The sequence below is a fragment of the Nonomuraea sp. NPDC054003 genome (genome assembly GCF_055585125.1).
This window is the reverse complement of record NZ_JBVJKR010000016.1, coordinates 94931-118947: the sequence shown is the minus strand read 5'-3', so window position 1 is coordinate 118947 and position 24017 is coordinate 94931. Positions and strand designations below refer to the sequence as shown.

The 24017-nt window shown below is 71.4% G+C and carries 24 protein-coding genes; 13 read left to right on the top strand and 11 right to left on the bottom strand.

Features of this window, described 5'->3' with window-relative positions; translation table 11 throughout:
• The first annotated feature begins 23 nt into the window (after window positions 1–23).
• Both ACZ6YG_RS35265 and ACZ6YG_RS35260 read left to right on the top strand, forming a co-directional pair.
• Window positions 24–1298 carry an aspartate kinase gene (locus ACZ6YG_RS35265; RefSeq protein ID WP_148035999.1) on the top strand — a complete coding sequence of 425 codons (1275 nt, stop codon included), beginning with the start codon at window positions 24–26 and terminating at the stop codon, window positions 1296–1298.
• Complete coding sequence (locus tag ACZ6YG_RS35260) at window positions 1295–2353, top strand: aspartate-semialdehyde dehydrogenase (protein WP_364233852.1); 1059 nt, start codon at window positions 1295–1297, stop codon at window positions 2351–2353. Before ACZ6YG_RS35265 ends, ACZ6YG_RS35260 begins: the two co-directional genes overlap by 4 nt.
• A gap of 24 nt (window positions 2354–2377) precedes the next feature.
• Here the strand turns inward: ACZ6YG_RS35260 and ACZ6YG_RS35255 are convergent, their stop codons facing one another.
• Window positions 2378–3100: a hypothetical protein gene (locus ACZ6YG_RS35255; protein WP_466020387.1), complete on the bottom strand. Its 723-nt coding sequence runs from the start codon at window positions 3098–3100 to the stop codon at window positions 2378–2380.
• Window positions 3101–3384: 284 nt separating this feature from the next.
• Here ACZ6YG_RS35255 and ACZ6YG_RS35250 point away from each other — a divergent pair, with 284 nt between their 5' ends.
• The 3 genes from ACZ6YG_RS35250 (at window position 3385) to ACZ6YG_RS35240 (ending at window position 5468) form a co-directional block, all read left to right on the top strand.
• Complete coding sequence (locus ACZ6YG_RS35250; RefSeq protein WP_219549848.1) at window positions 3385–4053, top strand: TetR/AcrR family transcriptional regulator; 669 nt, start codon at window positions 3385–3387, stop codon at window positions 4051–4053.
• A 33-nt stretch (window positions 4054–4086) separates the two neighbouring features.
• Window positions 4087–5043 carry an LLM class F420-dependent oxidoreductase gene (locus tag ACZ6YG_RS35245; protein ID WP_148036003.1) on the top strand — a complete coding sequence of 319 codons (957 nt, stop codon included), beginning with the start codon at window positions 4087–4089 and terminating at the stop codon, window positions 5041–5043.
• Window positions 5044–5105: 62 nt separating this feature from the next.
• Window positions 5106–5468: a YkvA family protein gene (locus ACZ6YG_RS35240; RefSeq protein WP_397196501.1), complete on the top strand. Its 363-nt coding sequence runs from the start codon at window positions 5106–5108 to the stop codon at window positions 5466–5468.
• Here ACZ6YG_RS35240 and ACZ6YG_RS35235 read toward each other — a convergent pair.
• The 4 genes from ACZ6YG_RS35235 to ACZ6YG_RS35220 all read right to left on the bottom strand — a co-directional run bounded on the left by ACZ6YG_RS35235 (window position 5465) and on the right by ACZ6YG_RS35220 (window position 8988).
• Window positions 5465–6664, bottom strand: coding sequence for an amidohydrolase family protein (locus tag ACZ6YG_RS35235; protein ID WP_148036005.1), 1200 nt, complete (start codon window positions 6662–6664; stop codon window positions 5465–5467). The two genes, ACZ6YG_RS35240 and ACZ6YG_RS35235, sit on opposite strands and share 4 nt — an antisense overlap.
• Window positions 6665–6956: 292 nt before the next feature.
• On the bottom strand, window positions 6957–7685 hold the full coding sequence (locus ACZ6YG_RS35230) for a tyrosine-protein phosphatase (protein WP_466020386.1): 729 nt from the start codon (window positions 7683–7685) through the stop codon (window positions 6957–6959).
• 10 nt (window positions 7686–7695) lie between these two features.
• Window positions 7696–8484: an SURF1 family cytochrome oxidase biogenesis protein gene (locus ACZ6YG_RS35225; protein ID WP_148036007.1), complete on the bottom strand. Its 789-nt coding sequence runs from the start codon at window positions 8482–8484 to the stop codon at window positions 7696–7698.
• A 42-nt stretch (window positions 8485–8526) separates the two neighbouring features.
• Window positions 8527–8988, bottom strand: a complete 462-nt coding sequence (locus ACZ6YG_RS35220) for a winged helix-turn-helix transcriptional regulator (protein WP_148036008.1) — start codon at window positions 8986–8988, stop codon at window positions 8527–8529.
• A 60-nt stretch (window positions 8989–9048) separates the two neighbouring features.
• Between ACZ6YG_RS35220 and ACZ6YG_RS35215 the strand changes: the two genes are divergently transcribed.
• Both ACZ6YG_RS35215 and ACZ6YG_RS35210 read left to right on the top strand, forming a co-directional pair.
• A complete protein-coding gene (locus tag ACZ6YG_RS35215) occupies window positions 9049–9585 on the top strand; it encodes a GNAT family N-acetyltransferase (protein WP_148036009.1) in 537 nt (178 codons plus the stop codon).
• Window positions 9582–10181 (top strand): TetR/AcrR family transcriptional regulator, encoded by a 600-nt coding sequence (locus ACZ6YG_RS35210; protein WP_148036010.1) that lies wholly within the window; start codon window positions 9582–9584, stop codon window positions 10179–10181. The genes ACZ6YG_RS35215 and ACZ6YG_RS35210 overlap by 4 nt, the downstream gene beginning before the upstream one ends.
• 3 nt (window positions 10182–10184) lie before the next feature.
• Here ACZ6YG_RS35210 and ACZ6YG_RS35205 read toward each other — a convergent pair whose 3' ends face one another.
• Window positions 10185–10487 (bottom strand): hypothetical protein, encoded by a 303-nt coding sequence (locus ACZ6YG_RS35205; protein ID WP_261808992.1) that lies wholly within the window; start codon window positions 10485–10487, stop codon window positions 10185–10187.
• 154 nt (window positions 10488–10641) lie between these two features.
• On the opposite strand from ACZ6YG_RS35205, the gene ACZ6YG_RS35200 reads away from it, so the two are divergent.
• Window positions 10642–12039, top strand: coding sequence for a DUF7059 domain-containing protein (locus tag ACZ6YG_RS35200; protein WP_466020385.1), 1398 nt, complete (start codon window positions 10642–10644; stop codon window positions 12037–12039).
• 300 nt (window positions 12040–12339) lie between these two features.
• On the opposite strand, the gene ACZ6YG_RS35195 is transcribed toward ACZ6YG_RS35200, so the two are convergent.
• On the bottom strand, window positions 12340–15360 hold the full coding sequence (locus ACZ6YG_RS35195; RefSeq protein ID WP_466020384.1) for an AfsR/SARP family transcriptional regulator: 3021 nt from the start codon (window positions 15358–15360) through the stop codon (window positions 12340–12342).
• 255 nt (window positions 15361–15615) lie between these two features.
• Window positions 15616–16863 carry a pyridoxal phosphate-dependent aminotransferase gene (locus ACZ6YG_RS35190; protein ID WP_466020383.1) on the bottom strand — a complete coding sequence of 416 codons (1248 nt, stop codon included), beginning with the start codon at window positions 16861–16863 and terminating at the stop codon, window positions 15616–15618.
• A gap of 79 nt (window positions 16864–16942) precedes the next feature.
• Between ACZ6YG_RS35190 and ACZ6YG_RS35185 the strand changes: the two genes are divergently transcribed.
• Genes ACZ6YG_RS35185 through ACZ6YG_RS35175 form a run of 3 tightly spaced genes read left to right on the top strand, consistent with a single transcriptional unit; the run spans window position 16943 to window position 19570 of the window.
• Complete coding sequence (locus ACZ6YG_RS35185) at window positions 16943–17878, top strand: LysR family transcriptional regulator (protein ID WP_364233828.1); 936 nt, start codon at window positions 16943–16945, stop codon at window positions 17876–17878.
• Window positions 17879–17889: 11 nt separating this feature from the next.
• Window positions 17890–18561 (top strand): ribonuclease HII, encoded by a 672-nt coding sequence (locus tag ACZ6YG_RS35180; RefSeq protein WP_219549870.1) that lies wholly within the window; start codon window positions 17890–17892, stop codon window positions 18559–18561.
• Between the two features lie 13 nt (window positions 18562–18574).
• A complete protein-coding gene (locus ACZ6YG_RS35175; protein ID WP_466020382.1) occupies window positions 18575–19570 on the top strand; it encodes an LLM class flavin-dependent oxidoreductase in 996 nt (331 codons plus the stop codon).
• Between the two features lie 27 nt (window positions 19571–19597).
• Here the strand turns inward: ACZ6YG_RS35175 and ACZ6YG_RS35170 are convergent, their stop codons facing one another.
• On the bottom strand, window positions 19598–19984 hold the full coding sequence (locus ACZ6YG_RS35170; RefSeq protein WP_148036017.1) for an SCO5389 family protein: 387 nt from the start codon (window positions 19982–19984) through the stop codon (window positions 19598–19600).
• A gap of 88 nt (window positions 19985–20072) precedes the next feature.
• The gene (locus tag ACZ6YG_RS35165) at window positions 20073–21002 is read right to left on the bottom strand and encodes an ATP-binding protein (RefSeq protein ID WP_466020381.1); all 930 of its coding nucleotides are present in this window, start codon (window positions 21000–21002) and stop codon (window positions 20073–20075) included.
• Window positions 21003–21325: 323 nt separating this feature from the next.
• Between ACZ6YG_RS35165 and ACZ6YG_RS35160 the strand changes: the two genes are divergently transcribed.
• On the top strand, window positions 21326–21787 hold the full coding sequence (locus tag ACZ6YG_RS35160) for an ATP-binding protein (protein ID WP_466020380.1): 462 nt from the start codon (window positions 21326–21328) through the stop codon (window positions 21785–21787).
• A 3-nt stretch (window positions 21788–21790) separates the two neighbouring features.
• Here ACZ6YG_RS35160 and ACZ6YG_RS35155 read toward each other — a convergent pair whose 3' ends face one another.
• Window positions 21791–23041 carry an LCP family protein gene (locus ACZ6YG_RS35155; protein ID WP_466020379.1) on the bottom strand — a complete coding sequence of 417 codons (1251 nt, stop codon included), beginning with the start codon at window positions 23039–23041 and terminating at the stop codon, window positions 21791–21793.
• A 275-nt stretch (window positions 23042–23316) separates the two neighbouring features.
• Between ACZ6YG_RS35155 and ACZ6YG_RS35150 the strand changes: the two genes are divergently transcribed.
• Window positions 23317–23997: a class I SAM-dependent methyltransferase gene (locus ACZ6YG_RS35150; protein WP_466020378.1), complete on the top strand. Its 681-nt coding sequence runs from the start codon at window positions 23317–23319 to the stop codon at window positions 23995–23997.
• Window positions 23998–24017 lie beyond the last annotated feature (20 nt).

Sequence of the window (24017 nt, the reverse complement as noted above, 5' to 3'; positions counted from 1 at the left end):
ACAGTCCAGATCGGGAGACTCTCGTGGCACTCGTTGTGCAGAAGTACGGTGGTTCGTCCGTTGCCGACGCGTCCTCCATCAAAAGGGTGGCGCAGCGTATCGTCACGACGAAAAAAGCCGGCAACGACGTCGCCGTCATCGTCTCCGCCATGGGTGACACCACCGACGAGCTGCTCGACCTGGCCGAGCAGGTGTCGCCGCTGCCGCAGGGCCGCGAGCTCGACATGCTCCTGACCGCGGGCGAGCGCATCTCGATGGCGCTGCTGGCGATGGCGATCGCCAACCTCGGCCACGAGGCGCGCTCGTTCACCGGCTCGCAGGCGGGTGTGATCACCAATTCCACCCACGGCAAGGCGCGCATCATAGACGTGACGCCGAGCCGCATCCAGGAGGCCATCGACCAGGGCCACATCGCGATCGTGGCCGGCTTCCAGGGCGTCTCGCAGGACACCAAGGACATCACCACGCTCGGCCGCGGCGGCTCCGACACCACCGCGGTCGCGCTGGCGGCGGCGCTCGAGGCCGACGTGTGCGAGATCTACACCGACGTCGACGGCATCTTCACCGCCGACCCGCGCATCGTGCCGGCCGCCCGCCGGATCCCGCGCATCTCCTACGACGAGATGATGGAGATGGCGGCCTGCGGCGCGAAGATCCTCCACCTGCGCTGCGTCGAGTACGCTCGCCGTTTCGACCTGCCGATCCACGTACGCAGCTCGTACAGCAACAAGGAAGGCACGTGGGTCGTCTCCGACCCCTACTCCGAAGGAACCGAGATGGAGCAGCCGATCATCTCCGGCGTGGCACACGACCGGAGCGAGGCCAAGATCACTGTTGTCGGGGTCCCCGACAAGGTCGGTGAGGCTGCCGCGATCTTCAAAACCCTGGCCGACGCCGAGGTCAACATCGACATGATCGTGCAGAACGTCTCGGCCGCTGCGACGGGCCGCACCGACATCTCCTTCACGCTGCCGACGGCCGACAGCCAGACGGCGCTCACGGCGCTGAAGAAGATTCAGGCCCGGATAGGGTTCGAGTCGCTGCTGTTCGACGACCAGATTGGCAAGGTCTCGCTGATCGGCGCGGGCATGCGTTCCCACCCCGGCGTCACGGCCACGTTCTTCGCGGCTCTCGCGGACGCGGGGGTCAACATCGAGATGATCTCCACCTCGGAGATCCGGATTTCCGTGGTCGTCGGGCAGGACGACGTGGACTCGGCGGTCGCCGCCGCCCACCACGCCTTCGACCTCGACGTCGACCAGGTCGAAGCCGTTGTGTATGGAGGTACCGGACGATGAGCAGACCCAATCTGGCCCTGATCGGCGCGACCGGTGCCGTGGGCACCGTCATGCGCGACATCGTCTCGTCGCGTGACGACGTCTGGGGCGAGGTCCGCCTGGTCGCCTCCCCGCGCTCGGCGGGCAAGGTGCTGCGGGTCCGCGGCGAGGACGTCGTCGTGCGGGCGCTCGCGCCCGAGGTGTTCGACGGCATCGACATCGCCATCTTCGACGTGCCCGACGAGGTGTCGGCCGAGTGGGTGCCGATCGCCGCGGAGCGGGGCGCGATCGTGATCGACAAGTCCGGCACGTTCCGGATGGACCCCGACGTCCCGCTGGTGGTGCCGGAGGTCAACCCGCACGACGCGCGCCGGCGCCCGCGCAACATCATCTCGACGCCCAACTGCACCACGCTGTCGATGATGGCGGCCATGGGCGCCCTGCACGCCGAGTACGGCCTCCAGGAGCTCGTGGTGGCCTCCTACCAGGCGGTGTCCGGCGCCGGCGTGGCGGGCTCGGCCAGGCTCTACGACGAGGTCGAGGCGCTGGCCGGCGACCGGTCGATCGGCCAGGCGGCGGGCGACGTGCGCAAGGCGCTGGCCAACAAGCTGCCTGACGACTCGCCGTTCCCCGCGCCCGTCGCGTTCAACGTGGTGCCGTGGGCGGGCTCCTACAAGGACGGTGGCTGGGCCTCGGAGGAGCTCAAGCTCCGCAACGAGTCCCGCAAGATCCTCGGCATCCCCGGCCTGAAGGTCTCCGCGACCTGCGTCCGGGTGCCTGTGATCACCACCCACTCGCTGGCGGTGCACGCGCGCTTCGAGCGCGAGATCACGGTGGCCGACGCGCACCGGGTGCTGGAGGCGGCGCCGACGGTGGTCCTGATGGACGACCCCGCCAACGGCGTCTTCCCCACTCCGGCCGACGTCGTCGGCACCGACCCGACCTATGTCGGCCGGGTCCGCCAGGCGGTCGACTTCCCCAACACGCTCGACCTGTTCGTCTGCGGTGACAACCTCCGCAAGGGCGCCGCGCTGAACGCGGCCGAGATCGCGGAGCTGGTCGCCGCCGAGTTCTGACCGAGCGGCCGGGGTACGGGCCCGTCACCTGAAGAGGATGTCCCAGTGGTCGCCCTCGTCGGCGAAGACGGTGCCTGACGGCGAACGGTACAACCGGGCGCCGTCACCCCGCACCCCGGCCGGTTCGGCGATCTTCTTGATGTAGCGGTCGATGCACTTGTTGTGCCCGATGTCGAGCTTGTGGCCGCTGCCGTGGCTGAAGCGGCCGGGCGCGTGCCCGGTCTCGGTGCCGCCGGTGACGGTGACGGAGCAGCCGCTGCGCTTCTTGAGCTGGACCATCCGCTGCACGGTCGCGGTGCGTACGGATTCGAGCGAGGTGCAGTGGCGGACGTGCCGGTTCGCGCAGCCGCCCGACGAGGTCCAGCGCAGGCCGGCCTGCTTGAGCCAGCGGGTGGCGTGGCTGTGCGACAGGTGCATGGTCGCGTACCTGGGCTTGACCCGGGCCAGCTTCACGCGCCGCTTGCTGCGGCTGTCGGTGCCCTCCAGCGCCTCGTGGGCCCGGGACCGCCAGCCTGCTTCGTAGTCGTGCCACCTGGTCCTGTGGGCCGGTGGGCCCGCGCGGTAGCCGGACCAGCCGATGTCCCGGACGTGCCGTCCGGCTTCGCGGATCCGGTGCGCGGCATGCTCGTGGCGAGGGGCCAGCGAGCGGGCGCCGCCGTACGTCCAGTCCAGGCCGTCGTTTCTGTTCTCGAGTGAGTCGATCCAGCGGGGAGCCTTGAACGCGTCCTCGATGCGAATGATCGGCACCAGCTCCTCTCCCAGGTCCTTACCGGGAGGGATCGGAGTGGCTGAGGCGGCGGTGGCCATGGCGATTATGGAAGTTTCTATAGCAAAGAGCGCGACCACGCAGAGCCGCACTGTCCTACGTATCCACATGTCTGTGCCTTTTCGCGGAATAGCCCTTCCGCTGGAATCATCAATCCCACGCTTCACACGAGATGACCCCTGTCTCAGCGGCATCTTTGCCCTGTGTCTGCGATCACCGTGCGGGTTCATGACCTAACCCCGCATCAAGCCGTAAAGTGACGAACGTGGCCGAAGCCCGAAACCGAGGATCGGAGAGCACCCGGGAGGTCATCGTCGCGACGGCCCTCAGGCTGTTCCGGGAGCGTGGCTTCGAGGCGACGACGATGCGGGCCATCGCCGCCGAGGCCGGGGTGTCGGTGGGCAACGCCTACTACTACTTCGACAGCAAGGAAGCGCTTGTCCAGGCGTACTACGACCGCGCCCAGGCCGAGCACGAGGAGGCCTGCGCGGAGTTGCTGGCCACCGAGCGCGCCTTCGCGGCCCGCCTGAGTGGCGTGCTGCGGGAGTGGGTACGGGTCTCGGAGCCGTACCACGCGTTCGCCGTCAAGTTCTTCAAGCACGCGGCCGAGCCGGCCAACCCGCTCAGCCCGTTCAGCGCCCAGTCCTCCCCGGCCAGGGAGGCGTCGATCGCCATCTACCGTCAGGTGGTCGAGGGCGCGGCCGACCGCATGGACGCCGAGCTGCGCGAGGAGCTGCCCGAGCTGCTCTGGTTGTTGTCGATGGGCATGGTGCTGTTCTGGGTGCACGACACCTCGCCGGGGTGCGCGCGCACGTACCGGCTGATCGAGGTGACCGTGCCGCTGGTCGACCGGCTGGTGGGGATGTCACACCTGCCGGGGCTGCGCGGCATCACCAAGGACTTCATCGCCGCGATGCACGAGCTCAGGGCATAGGCGTACCACATACCGATTGGTATGGTGCGGTGCATGACGCAGAACTGGGGCATGACCATTCCCTTCTACGACCGTTCGCTCGCCGCGTCGAAGGAGCTGATCGAGGAGCTGCCGTCGCTCGGTTACACCGATCTGTGGTCCGCGGAGGTGAACGGCGCCGACGGGTTCACGCCCCTGGCCCTGGCCTCGCAGTGGGCCCCGGGAACGCGGCTCGGCAGCGCGATCGTGCCGGTCTCGACGCGCGGCCCGGGCCTGCTGGCGATGTCCGCCGCGACGCTGGCCGACCTGGCGCCGGAGCGGTTCGTGCTGGGCATCGGCTCGTCCTCGCCGGCCATCGTGGAGCGCTGGAACGCGATGGAGTTCACCAAGCCGTACGCGCGCACCCGCGACACCCTGCGCTTCCTGCGGGCCGCCCTGGCCGGCGAGAAGGTGTCGGAGACGTACGAGACATTCGCGGTCAAGGGGTTCAAGCTGGAGCGGGCGCCTAAGGTCGCGCCGAAGATCGTGCTCGCCGCCCTCCGGCCCCGGATGCTCCGGCTGGCCGCCGAGGAGGCCGACGGCGCGATCACGAACTGGCTCTCGCCCGACGACGTGCGCAAGGTCCGCGCGGAGGTCCGGCCGGAGACCGAGCTGATCGCCCGCCTGTTCGTCTGCGTCAGCGAGGACGCGGACGCGGTACGCGAGCGCGGGCGCTGGATGCTGGCCAGCTACCTCACGGTGCCCGCCTACGCGGCCTTCCACGACTGGCTGGGCCGCGGCGAGCAGCTGCGCCCGCTGCACGAGGCGTGGGCCGCCGGCGACCGCAAGGCCGCGCTCCAGGCCATCCCGGACGAGGTCGTCGACGCGCTCATCGTGCACGGCGACGCGGCCACCTGCCGGGCCAGGATCCAGGAGTACGTGGACAACGGCCTCGACACGCCCGTGCTCGCGCCCATCCCCGGCGAGACCCCGATCGCCCAGGCCGTCCGGGACCTCGCGCCAAAAGCCTGATCGTTAGGAACCAATCCCCGTGGGTAACACGTTATGTCGTGAAACCGGGGTAAGGGGATCACATGAAGCCGAAACCAGCACGCGCCGCCGCGGTCTATCGGACGTACCGCGAAGTGAGCAAGCCGGGCTCCCCGTCCTTCATGACGAGAGTGCGGGCGATCCCGCGCATGATCGGCGACGTGATGCGCGGCCGGTACGACGGGCTCGGCAAGGGCAAGCTGGGGCTCATGGCGATGGGCGTGGTCTACATGATCTCGCCCATCGACCTGGTGCCCGACTTCCTCGTCCTGATCGGGGTCGCCGACGACTTCGGGGTGTTCCTGTGGCTGATGGCGTCGCTGCTCGGGGAGAGCGGCCGCTACGTCGACTGGGAGCAGCGCAAGGTCGTCACCGGGCACGTGGAGGCCCGGCCGCAGGAAGGCTAGATCTCCTCCATGCGCAGCCAGGCGCGTGACGGGAGCGGGTGGCCGAACAACCGCGCCGCGTTACCGTACGCGACCCTGGCGATGTCGGCCGGCGGCAGCGGGCCGAGGTTGCGCGCCACGGCCTTCTGCGTGTCGGGCCACGTCGAGTCGGAGTGCGGGTAGCCGCTCTCCTGCAGCACGTGGTCGAGGCCGACCGCGAGCCGCACCCCCGAGAGCGCGTGGTCGTTGAGCGTGCCGAAGAAGAAGTTGCGGCGCAGCACCTCGCTGGGCTTCAGCCCGCCCTCCCACGACGTCTCGCCGCCCGTCACCGGGTGGTCGAGCGCGTAGTCGGCCCGATCGGCCAGCATCGGCAGCCAGCCCACCCCGCCCTCCACGATGAGGATCCGCAGGTTGGGGAAGCGCAGCGGCAGCCCGGACCACAGCCAGTCGGCGCACGCGAACATCGCGCCGGTCGGCATCAGCGTGGTGATCGCCTCGATCGGCGTGTCGGGCGACGGCACCGGCGACCAGCTCGACGCGCCGGTGTGGAGGGCGACCACGGTGCCGGTCTCCTCGCAGGCCGCGAAGAACGGATCCCAGTGGCCGCTGTGGATGGACGGCAGCCGCAGCCGCGTCGGGAACTCGGGGAACACCACGGCCTTGAAACCGCGCGCCGCGTTGGCCCTGATCTCCTTGGCGGCCACGTCGGGGTCGGGGAGCCAGGGCAGCTGCAGGCCGATGATGCGCTCGGGGAAGGTGCCGGCCCAGACGTCGATGTGCCAGTCGTTGTAGGCCTTGACCAGGGCCAGGCCGAGCTCCTGGTCACGGGTCCTGGCGAAGGCCATGCCGGACTGGCCCGCCACCATGCCGGGGAAGCAGAGCGCGGCCCAGACGCCCGCGGTGTCCATGTCCTTGACGCGGGCCTCGATGTCGTAGCAGCCGGGGCGCATGTTCTCGAACCTGACCGGGTCGAGCGTCCACTGCTCGCGCGGCAGGCCGGCGCCGACGTCGAGCCCCGCGCAGGGATAGGTGGCGCCTCCATAGCGCCACACCTGGTGACCGGCCTCGGTCTCCACCACCTTCGGCGCGACGTCGGCGAATTTCTCCGGCACCCGGTCCTCGAAAAGGTCGGGGGGCTCGATCAGATGATCGTCGGCGGAAATGATCACGTAGTCGCGCCGCCTCGGCTCTGGGTCGGGAAGCAGCGGCGTAGTCACGCAGGTAACCGTACGACGGCTGGATAACGTGGAACAAGCTGCGAGGTCTCTAATTGCGATCTGCTGTGTTTGATTGGCGATCCTTCGGATCGCCGGCTCGTCGCTCAGACCCGGCGCCTTCCCTCGTCGCTCAGTCGCTGTGCTTATGGCGATCCTGCGGATCGCGGCTCGTCGCTCAGACCCGGCGTCTTCCCTCGTCGCTCGGTCGCTTCGCTCCCTCCCTCCTCAGTCCAGACACCGGCGCTCCTCGCGGGGCTCCCTCCCTCCTCAGTCCAGGCACTGGCACTGCCCGTCAGTTGGTGAGGAGGTGTTGGCGGAGTTCGGTGAGGGCGTCGGGGGTGAGGTGGAGGGTTTTCGTCGCGTATGACTCTATGGAGTTGTGGCGGGCGCGTAAGTCGGTGAGGAACAGGCGCATGGCTTCCGCGGGGGCCAGGCCGAAGCCGGGCCAGAGTGTTCCGTCCGGGTGGCGGGCCGTCCAGTCGGCGATGAAGCGGTCGGTGGCCAGGCCGGTCAGGGCGTAGTCGGCGACGATGTCGTCCTCGGCGACGCCCAGGAGGGACAGCACGATCGCCAGAAGGAGGCCGGTGCGGTCCTTGCCCGCGGCGCAGTGGACGACGACGGGCGCGCTGTCGGCGCGGCAGATCGTCTCCATGGCGGTGCGCAGGTTGGCGACCCCGTCCTCGGTCACCTCCAGGTAGCGGTCCGCCAGGTAGCGGGCGACGCCCCGGTCCTCTTCGTAGAGGGCGAAGTCCCAGCGGCGGCCCTCGATGGGCAGGTTGTGGTAGGCCAGCCCGTGCTCCTCGGGGACCCGGCCGTACTTCTCCGCCTCGAAGGGGTTGCGCAGGTCGATGACGGTGCGCACGCGCAGCGCCCGGAACGTGTCGAGGTCCTCGCCGGCCAGCCAGCCGAGGGAGTCGGCGCGGTAGAGGCGCTGCCAGCGGACGGACCGGCCGTCGGCGGTGGCATATCCGCCAACGTCACGAAAATTGTGGATGTTGGCGAATTTGATGTGCCGGATCACGTCCAACACCTTAATCGGCGCGAACTTCCTCCGGCTCGGGTACGGACTCCTGCGCCTTCCTGTCAGCCACCTCGCGCCTGATGAGCAGCACCCAGCCGCCGATCGCGATGCCGATGAAGAGCCACCACTGCACGCCGTAGGCGAGGTTGAGCCCGCCGCCCGCGCCCACGTCGGGCTCGGTCACCGGCTCGGGGGCGGCGGCGCCCGCGGGCTCCTGCCCGGTCAGCTCGACGTACCCGTCGAGCAGGGGATACGGCAGGGACCGGCCGATCGAGGCCGGGTTGATGAGCAGCACCTGCCGGGGCGGCAGCCCGGACCGCTCCCTGATGCCGCTGCCGGCCTCGGTCTCGCTCGGGCGTAGCCTCCCGGTGACAGTTACCTCACCCGTGGGCGGCGGCGGCACCGCGGGATACTCGTCGGCGGTGGCGCCCGCCTTGACCCAGCCCCGGTTGACCAGAACGGCGTGGCCGCCGCCGATGGACAGGGGAGTGAGCACGTAGTAGCCCGGCCGCCCGCCCTGCGGCCGCCGGCGCACGACGAGCTCCTGCTGGGGGTCGTACGTGCCGGTGACCGTGACGTTCTTGAACCGGTCGGACTCCTTGGCCGGCCGGCCCGGCTGGACGAGGGTCTCCAGGGGCACCGGGGCGCTCTCGATGTTGCGGGTGACCAGGTCGCTGTTGGCCGAGCGTTCCTCGAAGCGCCCGAACTGCCACTGCCCCAGCAGCACGAAGGCGGGGATCACGAGCAGCACGACGACGTGGAGCGCGATCCACCGGGGTGTGAGCAGGAACCGGTACACGCTTCAAGGGTAGGCACCGCGGCGGGTGGTCCCGCACGCGGCTCAGGCGGTCTTACGCGCAGCTCCCGGCAGCGGGGTGACCTCGCTCGGGCCGCCCACCTCGTGGCCTTCGGCGCACCGGAAGTGCTGCTCGACGAGGGCGCCGCAGTCGCGGTGGGAGAGCAGCACGGGCGGCCCCTCCTCGCCCGTGAGGTACTTGTCGCCCCAGTGCATGAGCGCGACCAGCAGCGGATAGAGGTCGCGCCCCTTCTCGGTCAGCCGGTACTCGTCGCGTTGCCGCTGGCCCGGCTCGCGGTAGGGGACCTTGCGCAGCAGCCCTTCGTCGACCAGGCGCGTCAGCCGGGCGCTGAGCACCTGGCGCGGCGCGCCGGTGTTGGACTGCATGTCGGCGAACCGTCTCACGCCGCTGAACGCCTCACGCAGCACGAGGAAGGTCCATTTCTCCCCGACGACGTCCAGGGTGCTCTCGATCGAGCAGTTGTTCACCCGGAAAGGCACGTTCATGCCGCACATTCTACCTGAGTTCAATTGACAGACTCAGGTCTGCTGAAGCAAGCTGAGTTCATGTCTGGAACTCAGGGGGAACCTCCGTGCGGCGTGCTGATCCGTCCGGCCGTGAGCGACGACGCCGAGCGCGTCCGGCGCTTCCTGACGGGCCTTTCCCTGCACACGCAGACCCTGCGCTTCTTCGCCGGCGTCAGCCGTCCGGCGGCGAGCCTGGTGCGCGCGCTCATCGAGGTGAACGAGACCAGGGACGCGCTCGTCGCCGTGCTGGAGGGAGAGGTCGTCGGCCACGCCATGAGTTACCGGGGCGGCCAGACCGACGTGGAGATCGCGGTGGTGGTGGCCGACCAGTGGCAGGGGTTCGGGCTCGGCCCCGCCCTGATCGACACGCTGCTGGCCAGGGCGACCGTGCGCGGGGCCAGCACCGTCGGCATGGACGTGCTCGGTGACAACCGCAAGGTGCTGGGCATGATCCGCAGGATCTGGCCGGGCGCGCAGATGAAAGTATCCGCCGGATCGGTGGAGGTGACCGCTATGATCCGAGAGGCCCAGATATTTGCGGAACAAGGTTCTGGTGGCTCACCATTGACAGTGTGAAGAGTGCCAAGAACGGACGCGACGGCCGGACCCGGATCATCGAGGGGGCCCTCCGCCGATTCAGCCAGGATGGGGTGTCGGCCACCACCCTGGCCAGCCTCCGTGACGAGAGTGGTGTGAGCGTAGGCAGCTTCTACCACCACTTCGCGAGCAAGGAGCACGTCTTCGGCGTGCTCTACGCCGAGACGCTCCGGGCCTACCAGCAGGAGTTCGTCGCCGAGCTGAGGCGCCACGACGACGCCCGCGACGGCGTGGAGGCCGTGGTCGCCTTCCATATGCGCTGGTCGGGCGAGCACCCCGAGCGGGCCAGGCTGCTCGTCAGCGAGCGCCCGCCGCGCAAGCAGGAGCCGGGCGGCGCCGAGGTGGCCGAGGCCCGGCGCGAGTTCTTCCGCCAGGTGTCCGACTGGTGGCGGCCGCACATGAGGAACGGCATGCTCCAGCCCGTCTCCCCGACCATGTGCTACGTGCTGTGGCTCGGGCCGGCGCAGGAGATCTGCCGGCTGTGGTTCGCCGGCGCGCACACCCCGACCGAGGAAGAGGTCAAGGGCCTGGGCGAGGCCGCCTGGCACAGCCTGCGCCAGCGCGACGAGGACTAGCGGTCAGGCGGGCTGCCGCACCCGCGTCCGCACCCTCCAGCTCGCCGCGTCGAGCGAGATGTCCAGCCGCAGCTCTCCCCGCTGCCGGCGCAGCCCCGGCACGCGCACGCGGTCCTGGACGTCGAAGCGCCCGCCGCGCGAGTAGCCGAACCCGAGCTCCCCGGGCAGCACCCGGAGGTCGTCGCGGTTGCCGCAGTGCGGGCACGTCCACGACACCAGGTCCAGGCCGCGGTTGTAGTCGGAGCAGGCGGCGAAGTAGTCGTCGGGCACGAAACGCGCCTCGCAGGCCAGACAGGGGATGAGCACGGGATCCGCTCCTCTTCGAACGGCGGGGGAGAGCATCCAAGAGATACCCCGCCACACTTGTGCCTCGCTTGGAGAATGCTGCGGTATCTCGTAACAGTATGATCACTGACAGTATCGGATCATGCGTGTTGGTTCACGGTGAAAGGATGGTGTCGTGGAACGACTGCGCGATCATCTCCTGGAGACCGGTTACACAGAGGACGGCGTGCGCGACCGGCTGGGCGACGTCGCGGCCTCCGCGCTCGCCCGCGAAGAGCTGGTCCCGGCCCTGCGCGCCACCGCCGACGGCGACCCGCTCGGCGCGCTGATCCGGCTCTGGTGGCTCGGCGTTCCCGTCGAGGCCGCGAGCCTGCCGGCGGTGGTCCTGGAGTCCGGGCTGGTCAGCGCCGACGGCGACACGGTCCGCGCCGACGTGCACCTGCAGCCCTGGGAGAGCGACGGCTACGTGGTCTCCGACCGCAAGGTGCGCCCCGGCGACCCGGCGCTCCGCCCCGACCACGTGGTCGGCGCGGGCGGCGCGTCCGCCAACCTCGCCCAGCTCGTCACCCGCCGCCCCGCCGACCGGGCGCTCGACCTCGGCACCGGCTGCGGCGTGCAGGTGGTGTCGCTCGACGGCCGGGCCTCTCACGTGACGGCCACCGACGTCAACCCGCGGGCGATCGAGCTGGCCCGGCTGAGCTGGCGGCTCTCGGGCGTGTCCGGCGTGGACGCCCGCGTCGGCTCGCTGTTCGAGCCGGTCGCGGACGAGCACTACGACCTGATCGTGGCCAACCCGCCGTTCGTGATCTCTCCGGGCGGCACGCTGACCTACCGCGAGACCGGCGCCGGCGGCGACGCGTTCTGCCGCGATCTCGTACGGGAGACGCCGCGCCATCTCAGCCCCGGCGGTCAGGCGCACTTCCTGGCCAGCTGGCTGCACGTGGAGGGGGAAGACTGGCGCGAGCGGGTGGGCGGCTGGCTGCGCGAGGGCGGCTGCGACGCCTGGGTGGTGCAGCGCGACGTGCAGGACCCGGCCGAGTACGTCGAGCTGTGGCTGCGCGACGCCGCCGAGCAGGGCACCCCCGGTTACACCGAGCGCTACGACCGGTGGCTGGCCTGGTTCGAGGAGCACAAGGTCGAGGCGGTCGGCTTCGGCTGGATCAGCATGCGCAACTCCGGCACCCTCGACCCGGTGGTCCGCGTCGAGCAGCTCACCCACCAGGTGGCGCTGCCGGTCGGCGACTACGTGGACGGCGTGCTCGACGCGATCGCGGCCGCCCACCGCGTGCGCGACCTGCCGTCGGTCCGGCTGCGCACCGCCGACGGCCTGCTGGACGAGCGCGTCGGGCTGCCCGGCGCGGAGGACCCGATGCGCATCGTGCTGCGCCAGACCACCGGGCTGCGCCGCACCCGCGAGGTCGGCACGGTCGAGGCGGCGCTGGCCGGCGTGTGCGACGGCGAGCTGGCGCTCGGGCCCCTGCTCAACGTCATCGCCGAACTGGTCGGCGACGGCGGCGCCCCGCAGACCGAGGCCATCCGCCCCCTCATCGCCGAGGGCTACTTCCTCCTCTGACCGCTCCGCCGGAGGGCTGCGATCCGGCGTTGATCGGCTGTTGACCGGCGCCGTGGAAACTTCTGACCACGACGCGGCCCTGGGGGGTTCGAGGACCGTGTCGGGTCCGGCCGGTCGCCGTTGTGAGGCGGCTAGCCGCCGCGCGGAGCATCCGGATGACCGGGCCCCCTAGCGACGCGCGGTGGTCAGGCGGCCGGCCGGGCCGCCGATCCACCTGTACGGACCACGGGGGTTCGTGACTCCCAAAGGACAGCCTTGTTTAACCATGTGTGGATGACACGTCTGGACGACGAGCTGTACTCAGGACTCGACGACCTTCCCGCCGGCCTTCCCGGCGACGGGGACGCTGTCGAGCAGGCTCCTGACGTCGCCGGCCTCGGGAGCGCCGAGCCGGGTGAAGATGGCGAGGGCCCCACGTAGGCACTCGGCGCTCCTGGCCGCGCTGCCCAGCCCTTTGAGCGCGCGGCCCAGCACCGTGAGCGACAGCGCCTCCCCGTACGGATGACCGATCTCGCGGGAGACGACCAGCGCCTGCTCGGCGTGGCGCACCGCGTCCTCGTAGCGTTCGGCGGCGATGAACGTCTCCGCCAGCCGCGAGCACACCCGCTGCTCCCACACCCGCTGCTTGCCGGCCCGGAAGAAGGCCAGGCACTCGGCGTGGTGGTGGACGGCCTCGGTCAGCCGGCCGACCCGGGACAGCACGATGCCGAGGTGGTAGCGGGCCCTGGCGGTGCCGGCGCCGCTGCCGATCTCGGTGAAGATGGCCAGGCCCTTCTCCGCCGCCGCGATGGCGTCCTCGGGCCGGCCCAGGCCGAGATGGTCGCGGGCCGAGTAGCTGAGCACCAGCGCCTCGCCCGCAGGCACGCCGTTCTCCCGGTACCAGCGCATCGCCGCCTCGAACCAGGCCAGCGCCTCGGTGTGGCGGCGCTGCCGGCCCACCACGACCGCCAGCGCGTTGAGCACCTCGCCGGTGACGATCTTCTCCCCGCGGGTCGCCGACAGCTCGTGGACCCGGGTGAACTGCTCCTCGGCCTCCGGCAGCCGGTTGCCGGCGAACAGCACCCGGCCGAGCACGTACCGGGCACGCAGCTCGCTGCCCCGGTCGCCGAGCCGGAGCGCGGTGGCCAGCACGGCGCGGGTGCCGTGGTCGAACTCGCGGGTGTGGGTGCCGGACTCCAGCAGCGGCTCCATGGCCACCAGCAGGTCGCCGGCGGGCAGCAGCTGCTCGCCCGCGCGGGCGGAGGCGGCGGCCTGGTTGATGGTGGCGAACAGCGCGTCGCCCTCGACGATCAGCCAGGCGACGGCCTCGTCGGCGGCGCCGAACGTGCGCCCGCTGCCGACCACCACCAGGTTGTCGGAGATCATGCTGCCCTCGTAGGCCAGCCGGTGCGCCGACTGGGTCGAGGCCAGGTAGAAGCCGAGCAGGCGGCGCAGCGCGAGCGTGCGCGCCTGCTGCCGCTCGGCCCTGTCCAGCTCCCGCCGGGCGAACAGCTTGAGCAGGTCGTGGAACCGGTAGCGGCCGGGCGCGGGCGCCTCCACCAGGCTCGCGTCGACCAGCGACTCCAGCACGTCCTCCGCCTCGATCGCGGTCATCGACAGCAGCGCGGCCGCCGCCCCGATCGAGATGTCCGGCCCGTTGGGCAGCGACAGCAGCCGGAAGGCGCGCTGCTGCGTCTGGTCGAGCTGGCCGTACCCGAGCGCGAACGTGGCCTCCACGGCCAGGTTGCCGACCCGCATCTCGTCCAGCCGGCGCTGCTCGTCGGCCAGCCGGGGCACCAGCGAGGCGACCGTCCACGACGGGCGGGCGGCCAGCCTGGCCGCGACGATCCGCACCGCCAGCGGCAGGAACCCGCAGGCGGCGACCACGTCCATGGCGGCGCCGTGCTCGGCCGCGACCCGCTCGGGCCCGGCCACCGCGGCGAACAGCGACAGCGCCTCGTCGGGCTCCATCACGTCCAGGTCGACGAGCCTGGCCGAGGGCAGGTCGGCGAGCTTGGACCGGCTGGTCACGATCGCCGCGCAGCCCGGTGAGCCCGGCAGCAGCGGGCTGACCTGGGAGGCGTCGCGGGCGTTGTCGAGCAGCACGAGGATGCGCCGGTCGGCCAGGATCGACCGGTAGAGCGCCGACCGGTCGGCCGGGCTCTCGGGGATCACGTCGGCCGGGATGCCCAGCGCGCGCAGGAACGAGCCCAGAACCGACGTGGGGTCGGCCGCCTCGTCGGTGTAGCCGCGCAGGTCGGCGTAGAGCTGGCCGCCGGGGAACAGGTCGCCGGTGGCGTGCGCCACGTGCACCGCCAGCGTGGTCTTGCCCACGCCGCCTATCCCGCAGATCGCCACGACCGGCACGCCCTCGGCCGACGACTGGGCCGACAGCAGCGAGCGCAGCCGCCCGGCGATCTCCTTGCGCCCGGTGAAGTCGTTGACGGCGGCCGGGAGCTGGGCGGGCCTGGGGAGTTCGGGCGCCGGCTCCTCGTCGGGCTCGGGCGCGTCCTGCCCGCCCTCGGCGGCGGCCCCGTGGGCGGGCGCGGCCGGGGCGGCCAGGGTCGGGTCGGCGGCCAGGATGCGCTGGTGCAGGGCGGTCAGCTCCGGCCCCGGCTCGACGCCCAGCTCGTCGATCAGCGCCTCGCGCGTCTCGGTGAACACGTTGAGCGCGTCGCCCTGCCGTCCGCACCGGTAGTAGGCCAGCATCAGCTGGGCGCGCAGCCGCTCGCGCAGCGGGTGGTCGGCGGTGAGCGCGATCAGCTCGGCCACCACCGCCGCGTGGTCGCCCAGCTCCAGGTCCACGTCCATGAGCGCCTCGACCACGCCGAGCCGCCGCTCGATCAGGCGGTCGCGCTGGTGCTCGGCGTACGGGCCGACGGCTCCGGCCAGCGGCTCACCCTCGAACAGCGCGAGCGCGGCCCTCATCTTCTCGGCGGCCTCGCGCGGGCGGCCGCTCTTGCGGGCGGACTCGGCCGCCGCGATGCCGCGCTCGAACCTGGTCAGGTCCAGGGCGTCGGCCGCCAGCCGCAGCGCGTAGCCCTTGCCGACGGAGGTCAGCAGCTCCGGGCGCGAGCGGGCGGGCCGGTCAGGTTCCAGCACCGTACGCAGCCGGGAGACGTAGGTGCGCAGCGCGCCCAGCGCGCGCGGCGGTGATTCCTCGCCCCAGATGGCGTCGATCATCTCGGTGGGGGTGACCGCCCGCCCTTCCTTGAGCAGCAGCATGCCGAGGATGGAGCGCTGCAGCGGGGTGCCCAGGTCGAGCTCCTGCCCGTGGCGCCAGGCACGGACGGGACCCAGCACGGCGAACCGCAGCCCGCCCTCGACTCCCTGACCAGCCATGCCGCCTGTCCCCACAGCAATGGAACGAATTGGTACCAAATGATAGATCCAACCTCAGCCGGCACCTAGAAAGGAACCCATTCCTTCATTCTCGCGTTGATCCGGCTTTGATTCCCCGTTGAGCCCCACGGGCGACCCTTCAGACAAGGACGGTGTGGCCCGCGGGGGCGGCCGCATCGGGAGCGCATATCAGCCGAGACGTCGGAGGCCCCGCCCTGGGGGGACAGGGCGGGGCCTCCGCATGTCTGAAGGAGGTCAGGAAACCAGGGCGGGGCGCGTCAGCGACAGCTCCGCCAGGCCCAGGGCCAGATGGTCCAGGCTGGCCTTGATCCACGGCAGCCGGAGCGGGTCGGAGCTGTCCAGCGCGGCCATGCGCTCCTCGTGCGTCTCCCCGTACAGGAGGCTGACCGCGACGCGGACCCGCGCGGCGGCCGGGTCGTCGCCGAACGCGTGGCCGGGCAGCACGCCGATGCCGTGCGTGTCGAGCAGGAGCCGGGTGATCTCCGCCGAGCCGCCGAGGCCCAGGTGGCCCAGGTCGGGGTAGAGGTAGAAACCGCCCTGCGGGGCCGGCACGGACGCGCCGATCGCCAGGAACCGGTCGCGGACGGCGTGCGCCACGGTGCCGTGCAGGCGCCCGCTGCGCGTGATGCGCTCGGTCAGCTCGGGCGGATCGGTGAAGGCGTAGACGGCGGCCTCCTGCACCGGCGCGGCCGGCGCTGACCATATCTCGCTGGCCACGGCGAGCAACCGTCCGCGCAGGTCGTCGGCGCCGTCGGGGAGCCTGGCCACGCCGATCCGCCAGCCGCCCAGCGCCAGGCTCTTGCTGAGCCCGGTGGTGATCAGGGTGCGCTCGGGCGCGAGGTCGGCGGGCGAGGTGTACTCCTGGCCGGGATCGTGCAGCAGGTCGCGGTAGATCTCGTCGGAGATGATGTAGAGGTCCAGCTCGCGGGCGACCTCCACCAGCCGGCTGATGGTCCGCCTCGGCGCGAGCATCCCCGTCGGGTTGTCCGGCAGCGTCACCAGCACGGAGCGTACGGTCCTGCCCCGCGCGCGGGCGCCGCGCACGGCCTCGGCCACCAGGTCGGGATCCGGCACGCCGCCCTCGCCCGGCGGCGGGGGCAGCAGGATCGGGCTGGAGCCGACCAGATCGGCCTGCGCCGCGTAGCTGACCCAGCTGGGCATCGTCAGGACGACGTCACCGCCGATCGCCAGCAGCAGCCCGTACAGCAGCGACTTGCTGCCGGGCCCGCAGACGACCTGCTCGGGGTCGGTGATGAGCCCCCGTCGAGTCCAGTAGCCCGCTGCCGCGCCGCGGAGTCCGGCCGCCCCCGCGACCGGCCCGTAGCCGTTGCGATGGGATGCGGCGGCCAGCTGCTCGCGCAGCGCCGGGTGGACGGGCAGACCGGCCTCACCGAAGGCCAGGTTCAGCACGCGTTCCCCGGCGCGTCGTCTTCGCTCGATGTCCTCGTTCGCCGCCAGGGTGGCAGACAGAGTCACAGCCATGTTTGTCACGTTCCCAGGGTGGTTGGATGAAGGCATCAGTACAAGCGAGGCTTGTTGTGGGTAGGCATAAGGAAGTCTGATGCTTGATCTGCGGCGTTTGATGTTGATCTGCGAGTTCGCCCGGCGGGGCAGCATCGCCGGGACCGCCGAATCCCTCGGCTACAGCCCCTCCGCGGTCTCCCAGCAGCTGGCGGCGCTGGAACGCGAGGCGGGCACCGCCCTCATCGACCGGACAGCCAGAAGCGCTGAACTCACCGACGCCGGACGGCGGCTCGTGGCCCACGCGGAACGCATCCTTTCCATGGTCGAAGAGGCGGAATCAGACCTGTCGGCCCACGCGGGGAGTCCCGCCGGGCGCGTCGTGGTCACCGCCTTCCCCACAGCGGCGGTGGCATTCGCCCCGGCGCTCGCCCGCTCCCTCCGCCGCCACACCGAACTCACGCTCCGCCTGCGGCAGAGCCGGTCCGGACGGGGAATGCGCGAGGTGCAATCGGGTGAGGTGGACATCGCCCTGGTCGACGACTGGTACGGGCGAGCCGCCGACAGCGACAACCTGCGCGTCTTCCCGCTGCTGTCCGACCCGCTCGTGCTCGTGGTGCCGCGCAAGCACCGGCTCGCCGACCCGGAAGTGCCGCTCGACCTGCGCGAACTGCGCGACGAGCCGTGGATGGCCACCCCCGACGGCGAGCCGTCCAGGCTGGCGATGGACCGGCTGCTGATGGACGTGGGCGGCACCAAGCCGGTCCCGTGGGAGTTCGAGGGCCTCGGCACGATCCTGTCGCTGGTGGCCAAGGGCATCGGCATCGCCGCCGTGCCCGCGCTGGCGCTGGCCGCCGGGGTGCGCGGGCTGTCGGTGCGCGACTTTCCCGGCAACCCGGTGGCCCGCGAGGTGCTCGCCGTCGCCCGCGCCTCCAGCGTGAACCGGCCCTCGGTCTCGGTCACGCTGCGCGCGATCCACGTCGCGGCCCGGCTCATCGCCGCCGACCTCGCCGCCGTACGGCTCGCGGCCCGGTAGCCTCTGGGGCCATGCCGCCCTCGTACGACATCGAGCACCTGCTGCTGTCCCAGCCGAGCATCCGCACGGTCGCGGGCGTGGACGAGGTGGGCCGGGGCGCCTGGGCGGGCCCGGTCACCGTCTGCGCCGTGGTCGCGGGCGACGGGGAGCCGCCGGCCGCGCTGACCGACTCCAAGCGGCTCACCGCGGCCAGGCGCGAGGCGGTGGCGGCCGAGCTGGAGCCGTGGGCGGCGGGCGTCGGCTTCGGCGAGGCGTCCCACCTGGAGATCGACGAGCTGGGCATGACCGAGGCGCTGCGCAGGGCGGCCAGACGGGCGCTGGAGGCGCTGCCGGTCAGGCCCGACGCGGTGATCCTCGACGGCAAGCACGACTACATCGGCCCGCCCTGGCGGGTGCGGCTGGAGGTCAGGGGCGACGCGGCCAGCGTGTCGGTGGCCGCCGCGTCGGTGCTGGCCAAGGTCCGCAGGGACGCTCACATGGCGGCGATCGGGTTCGCGGAGTACGGGTTCGCGGAGAGCGCCGGCTACCCGTCGCCGCTCCACCAGGAGGCGCTGGCCCGGCTCGGGCCGACACCGCATCACCGGCTTTCCTGGTCGTACCTCGACGACCTGCCCGCGTGGCGGCACCTGAAGCGACACCGGGATCCAGCCGTGGGGGAGGGGCAGGTCAGCCTCTTCGGCTGACATCATCGGAGAGGTGCGCATCGGCATCTTCCTCATCGCGGCCGGCTTCCCCGGTCGCGAGCCAGGGCAGGTCCTGGCCGACACCGTCGACCTGATCGTGGCCGCGGAGCGGGCCGGGTTCGACGAGGCGTGGATCGCCGAACACCACTTCATGTCCTACGGCGTCTGCCCGTCGCCCACCACGCTGGCGGCGGTGGCGACCGGCAGGACCTCGCGCATCGGCCTCGGCACCGCGGTGAGCGTGCTGTCCACGCAGCACCCGATCGCGCTGGCCGAGCAGGCGGCGATGCTCCACCACCTGTCGGGCGGCCGGTTCACGCTGGGCGTCGGCAGGGGCGGGCCGTGGGTGGACCTGGAGGTGTTCGGCACCGGGCCGGCGCGGTTCGAGCGCGGCTTCCCCGAGGCGCTGGACCTGCTCACCGCCGCGCTGTCGGGCGGGCCGGTCAAGGCCGGCGGAGAGTTCTTCGCCTTCCGCGAGGTGAACCTGGTGCCCGCGGCCCGGATGCGGCCTGTCGTGGCCTGCACGTCCGGGGCGACGGCCGCGCTGGCGGCCGACCGGGGCCTGCCGATGCTGCTCGGCATGCACGTCGGGGACGCGGAGAAGGCCGCCATGGTCAGCGACTACGCTCGGCGAGCCGAGGGCACGGGCCACGCCGGGGCGGGTCCGGGGCACGTGGCGGCGGCGGTGGCGCACGTCGCCGACAGCACGCCGGAGGCGGTCGGGGAGCTGAAGCGGGCGATGCCCGCCTGGCTGGAGCCGGGGCTCGCCGGTTACGTGCCGGTGGACGGCCGGCCGCGCCCGCCCAGGGACGTCGGCGCGTACGTGGACCTCCTCACCCGCATCCACCCGGTCGGTTCACCGGAGCTCTGCGTGGAACGGCTGACCCGCACGGCCGAGGCGACCGGCGTCGAGAGGTTCCTGCTCATGGTGGAGGGCGCGGGAGACAAGGATCGGGTGGTGGAGAACGTCCGGCGGCTGGGCGCTGAGGTGCTGCCGCGCCTCCGGTAGGCGGTCGCCCACCGGAGGCGCGCGGAGCTAGCAGTCGACGAGCTCCGGCTTCTGGTTGAGGATCTGCGCACGGGGCGTGACGAACTCGCGCAGCGCCTCGCCGGCGGACGGCGCGAACACGGCCACCCGGTGGCAGTTCTGGAAGGCGAGGCGAACGCCGAAGTGACGCTCCAGGGCACCGCGCATGGCATCGCTGGCCAGGCAGCGCAGGAGCTCCCCGCGCGCCTGCTCGTCCGGCGGCGGCACCTGGTTGTCGGCGAACTCGGCTCCGGTCTTGTCTCGCTGCTCGACCAGCTCGCTGATCACCGACCAGGCGTAGGGCAGGGAGTCGCGCACGCAGGCCACGAAGGCCGCGTCGTCGACGTCGCCCGCACGGGCCCGGTCGAGCAGATCGTTCGGAACGGTCAGCGACATGCTGTCTCCTTTCAGAAGAACATCGCCTTTTGACGCTAGGTGAGCATCTGGAAACGCTCCAGATGGCTGGAGGGGGACAGTCGTGTGGTCAGGGCCCGTAGACGAAGCCGGGGTCGATCTGACCGGTGAGGTCGACGCCGGTCTTGGCGTTGGCCCACGCTCTGGCGTTGCGCAGGTGGAACTCGGCCGCCTGCCTGCCGAACCGCGCCCAGTCCTTCTCCTGCTCGTCGAGGTGCTTGAGCAGCACGGCGAGCGCGTCGGAGTTGGCCGGCTCCAGGTCGTCGAGGGCGAACGGGCGGCCCTGCTCCATCGCGCGCACGGCCCCGGAGTGTTCCATCCAGGTGAGCAGGCCGGAGCCGACGTGCTCGCGCAGGAAGTCGACGTCGGACGGGCCGTGCACCTTGTTGCCGACGACGGCCAGCGCCACGCCGTAGTCGGCGGCGTAGTCGCGGTACTGCCGGTAGACGCCCACGCCCTGGCGGGTCGGCTCGGCGACCAGGAAGGTCAGGTCGAAGCGGGTGAACAGGCCGGAGGCGAACGAGTCGGAACCGGCCGTCATGTCGACCACCACGTACTCGCCGGGACCGTCGACCAGGTGGTTGAGCAGCAGCTCGACCGCGCCGACCTTGGAGTGGTAGCAGGCGACGCCCAGGTCGTCCTCCTCGAACGGGCCGGTGGCCATGAGCCTGATGCCCTCGGAGGTGGTGACCGCGTGCTCGTAGGCGGCGAGCTCGTGGAAGCGCAGGAGCCGGGAGCCGCGGCCGGGCGGGGTGGTCTTGACCATGGCGTCGGCCGACGGGATGCGCGGGTTGTCGCCGCGCAGCAGATCCTTGATCTCGCCGAGGTGGGCGCCCAGTGGCTCGGGCGGCCGGTCGAGGCCCAGCACCAGCGCCAGGTGCTGGTTGATGTCGGCGTCGACGGCGACCACCGGGGCTCCCCGGCTCGCCACGTGTCTCGCGAACAGCGCCGACAGCGTGGTCTTGCCACTGCCGCCCTTGCCGACGAAGGCCACTCTCACGGTTTGTCCCTCCTGATCACGATTATGAAAACCGTTTCCACTGTCGCGTCCTCATCATGCCACAGGAGCCGGTGCCGGGAGTGGCGATCGAGCGTCATGTCGGGCCGGTGACATGCGGAAAGAGTGTCGATATGACCGCGATATGGCGTAATGCTCGGAAAAGCCGGTGCAGACGGTGTAACTTCCGCTGTGGTCCGGATGCCGGGGGGATCCCGGTGTGAGCGCGCCCGCACGCGCAAGAGGCCAGGTCAGGATCGCTCGATGTATGCGTCCACGAGGAGCGGGCAGCAAGCAGCCGGGCCGAATCATGCCGGGAGTTGAGCATGGGCGAGGAGACAGCGCTGAGCTGCCCCATCACCGCTGACCTTGGCCTGCTTCGTGACCACGTGCGCGCCTTCGCCAGCGCGGAAGGGCTGTCCGGCTCGCGGCTGGACGACCTGGTGATCGCCGTCAACGAGGCGGCCGACAACGTGCTCGAACACGGCGGCGGGTCCGGCAGGCTGGACGCCTGGGCCGACGACCGGGGCATCTGGATCGACGTGGCCGACTCGGCGGGCACGCTGACGGCCGGCGACCTCTACCGGCAGGGCGCCGACCCGCCTCCGGCGGCGTCGCGGGGTTACGGTCTCTGGATCATCCGCAGGCTCTGCGACGAGGTCGTCGTCGAACGGTCCGGCGACCGTTCCCTGCTGCGCTTGCACGTCGCCTACCCCGTGCCGCGCGCGGCCGCGGGCGAGACGAAGACGGCCGGCGCGGGCGCGCCGCCGGGAGCGCCCCTGGCCTGACCGTCAGCCGCAGGTCTTGTCGAGGGTCACCGGGCCCTCGGGGGACGCGGTCGGGCGGGCCGCCTGGGCGGCGGGCGCGGGCGTGCGCGCCACCGGGGAGAGCGCCTCGTTGACCTTGTGCCTGATGAACCGCCAGTCCGGGTAGGCGGTGTTGATCAGCGGGGGGACGAAGTTGAGACTCTTGATCGGGTTGTCGCGGACCTTCTGCGCCAGCTCGACCAGGGCGGGGAGGAGGTCCTGCGGGACGTCCGTGGAGATCGCCCGCTTGGTGGCCGTGGCCAGGCCGTCGAAGCTGTTGAGCAGCGTGACCGGGTCGGCCTGCCTGGCCACCGCGTTGATCAGGCACTTCTGGCGGCCCATGCGCACGTAGTCGTCGCTGTCGGTGCGGGAGCGGCCGTACCAGAGCGCCTCCTCGCCGCTCAGCCGGCGGGTGCCCGCCGGTAGCAGGCCCTCGCGGTACTTGCCGTACACGATCGGCTCCTCGATGGTGATCCGCACACCGCCCACGGCGTCGATCATCTCGGCGAAGCCCTTCATGTCGACCATGGCGTAGTAGCGGACCGGGATGCCGAGCACGCCGCCGACCGTCTCCTTCAGCAGGGCCGGGCCGCGCTGCCCGTCCGGCACGCCCGGCACCACCTCCGGATGGTTCTCGGCGTACTGGAAGACCTCGTTGAGCAGGCCGGGGGAGTCCAGGCCGTCGCCGGTGAAGCCGTAGGGGAACCTGGCGCGGGCGGGGCCCGCGGGCATCGGCACCTCCTCCAGGTTGCGCGGCAGGCCGAGCAGCGTGGTCGCGCCGGTCGCGGTGTCCACGCTGGCCACGGTCATGCTGTCGGTGCGCACCCCGGGCCGGTTCGGCGCCGAGTCGGCCCCGATGAGCAGGAAGTTCACCCGCTGCGTGCCGCTCCACGGGTCGTCGGCCACGACCGGGCCCATGTTGCCGGCGAACAGGTGGTGCACCAGGTCGCGCGACACGTACGCCATCCGCGCCGCGTACGCGGTCGGGGCCAGCACCAGCGCGCACAGGGAGACGGCCAGGCCGGCGGCCAGGGCGCGGCCCGGCATGCCCGACGCGGCGGGCCGTACCAGCATGTACGACCAGATGATCACGGCCGTCCAGGCGATCGCGACGGCGGCCAGGATGAGCGCCAGCCCGGTCATCCACCCCGGCTGGACGGCCAGCGACAGCAACTGGGTGCTGAACGCGGTGAGCACCGTAAGAATCGCGGCGATCAGTACGATCTGCACCGACATGAGCACGAATGCGGTGCGATGCCGCTGCGTCGCCAGATGAGCGACGCCCCACAACAGAGCGGACCCCAGGGTCAGCCCGAGGCTGGAACCGAGTCCGAAGCCGCGCTTCCTACCTCTCATGCCTGGTCAAACCCCCTGGTGTCCGCAGATCTCTCCAACGCTAATGAGCTTTGCGGCCGATTGACCTCACCTGATGACACGAAACACCAAACATGGGGTCAAGAGATTCTTTGCGTTATAACGTCCATGTGGGTGATGGACGCGGAAAGTACGGTTTGGACGCACCCTGGGCGTTGACCGGCCTCATACTCGGGACGGTCCTGCTGGTCGCGCTGGCCGCCTTCTCGTTCGTCACCGGGATCCTCGTCACCGGTGTGGTCTTCACCAGCGGTGCCGTCTACACGCTCGCCAGCGCCGCCAGCCACCTCTACACCACCCGGCGCGGCAGGTTCGCCGTGTGGGGCGAGGAGCTGGACCGGCTCGAAGGCGGCGAGGACGTGCTGGACCTCGGCTGCGGGCGCGGCGCCGTGCTCCTGCTCGCCGCCCGGCGGCTGTCGTCAGGCCGGGCCACCGGCGTGGACCCGTGGCGCTCCACCGGCGAGCCGCTCACCAGGGCCAACGCCGAGGCCGAAGGCGTCTCGGAACGCGTCGACCTGGTCACCGCCGACCTGCACGAGCTGCCGTTCGGCGACGAGCGGTTCGACGTCGTCGTGTCCGCGCTCGCCCTGCACCGCGTCCCCGGCGCCGCCGGGCGCGAGCAGGCCCTGCGCGAGGCGTACCGGGTGCTGCGCCCCGGCGGGCTGCTGCTCGTCGCGGACGTCAGGCACGTGCCCGCGTACGAGGCCGCCCTGCGCGGGCTCGGCGCGCGCGACGTGCACAGCCGCGACCTGGGCCGGCGGTACTGGTACGGCGGGCCGTGGGCGAGGACCCGCATGGTGGAGGCGCTGAAGGTTTGAGCGCCGGTCGCCGGGTAACC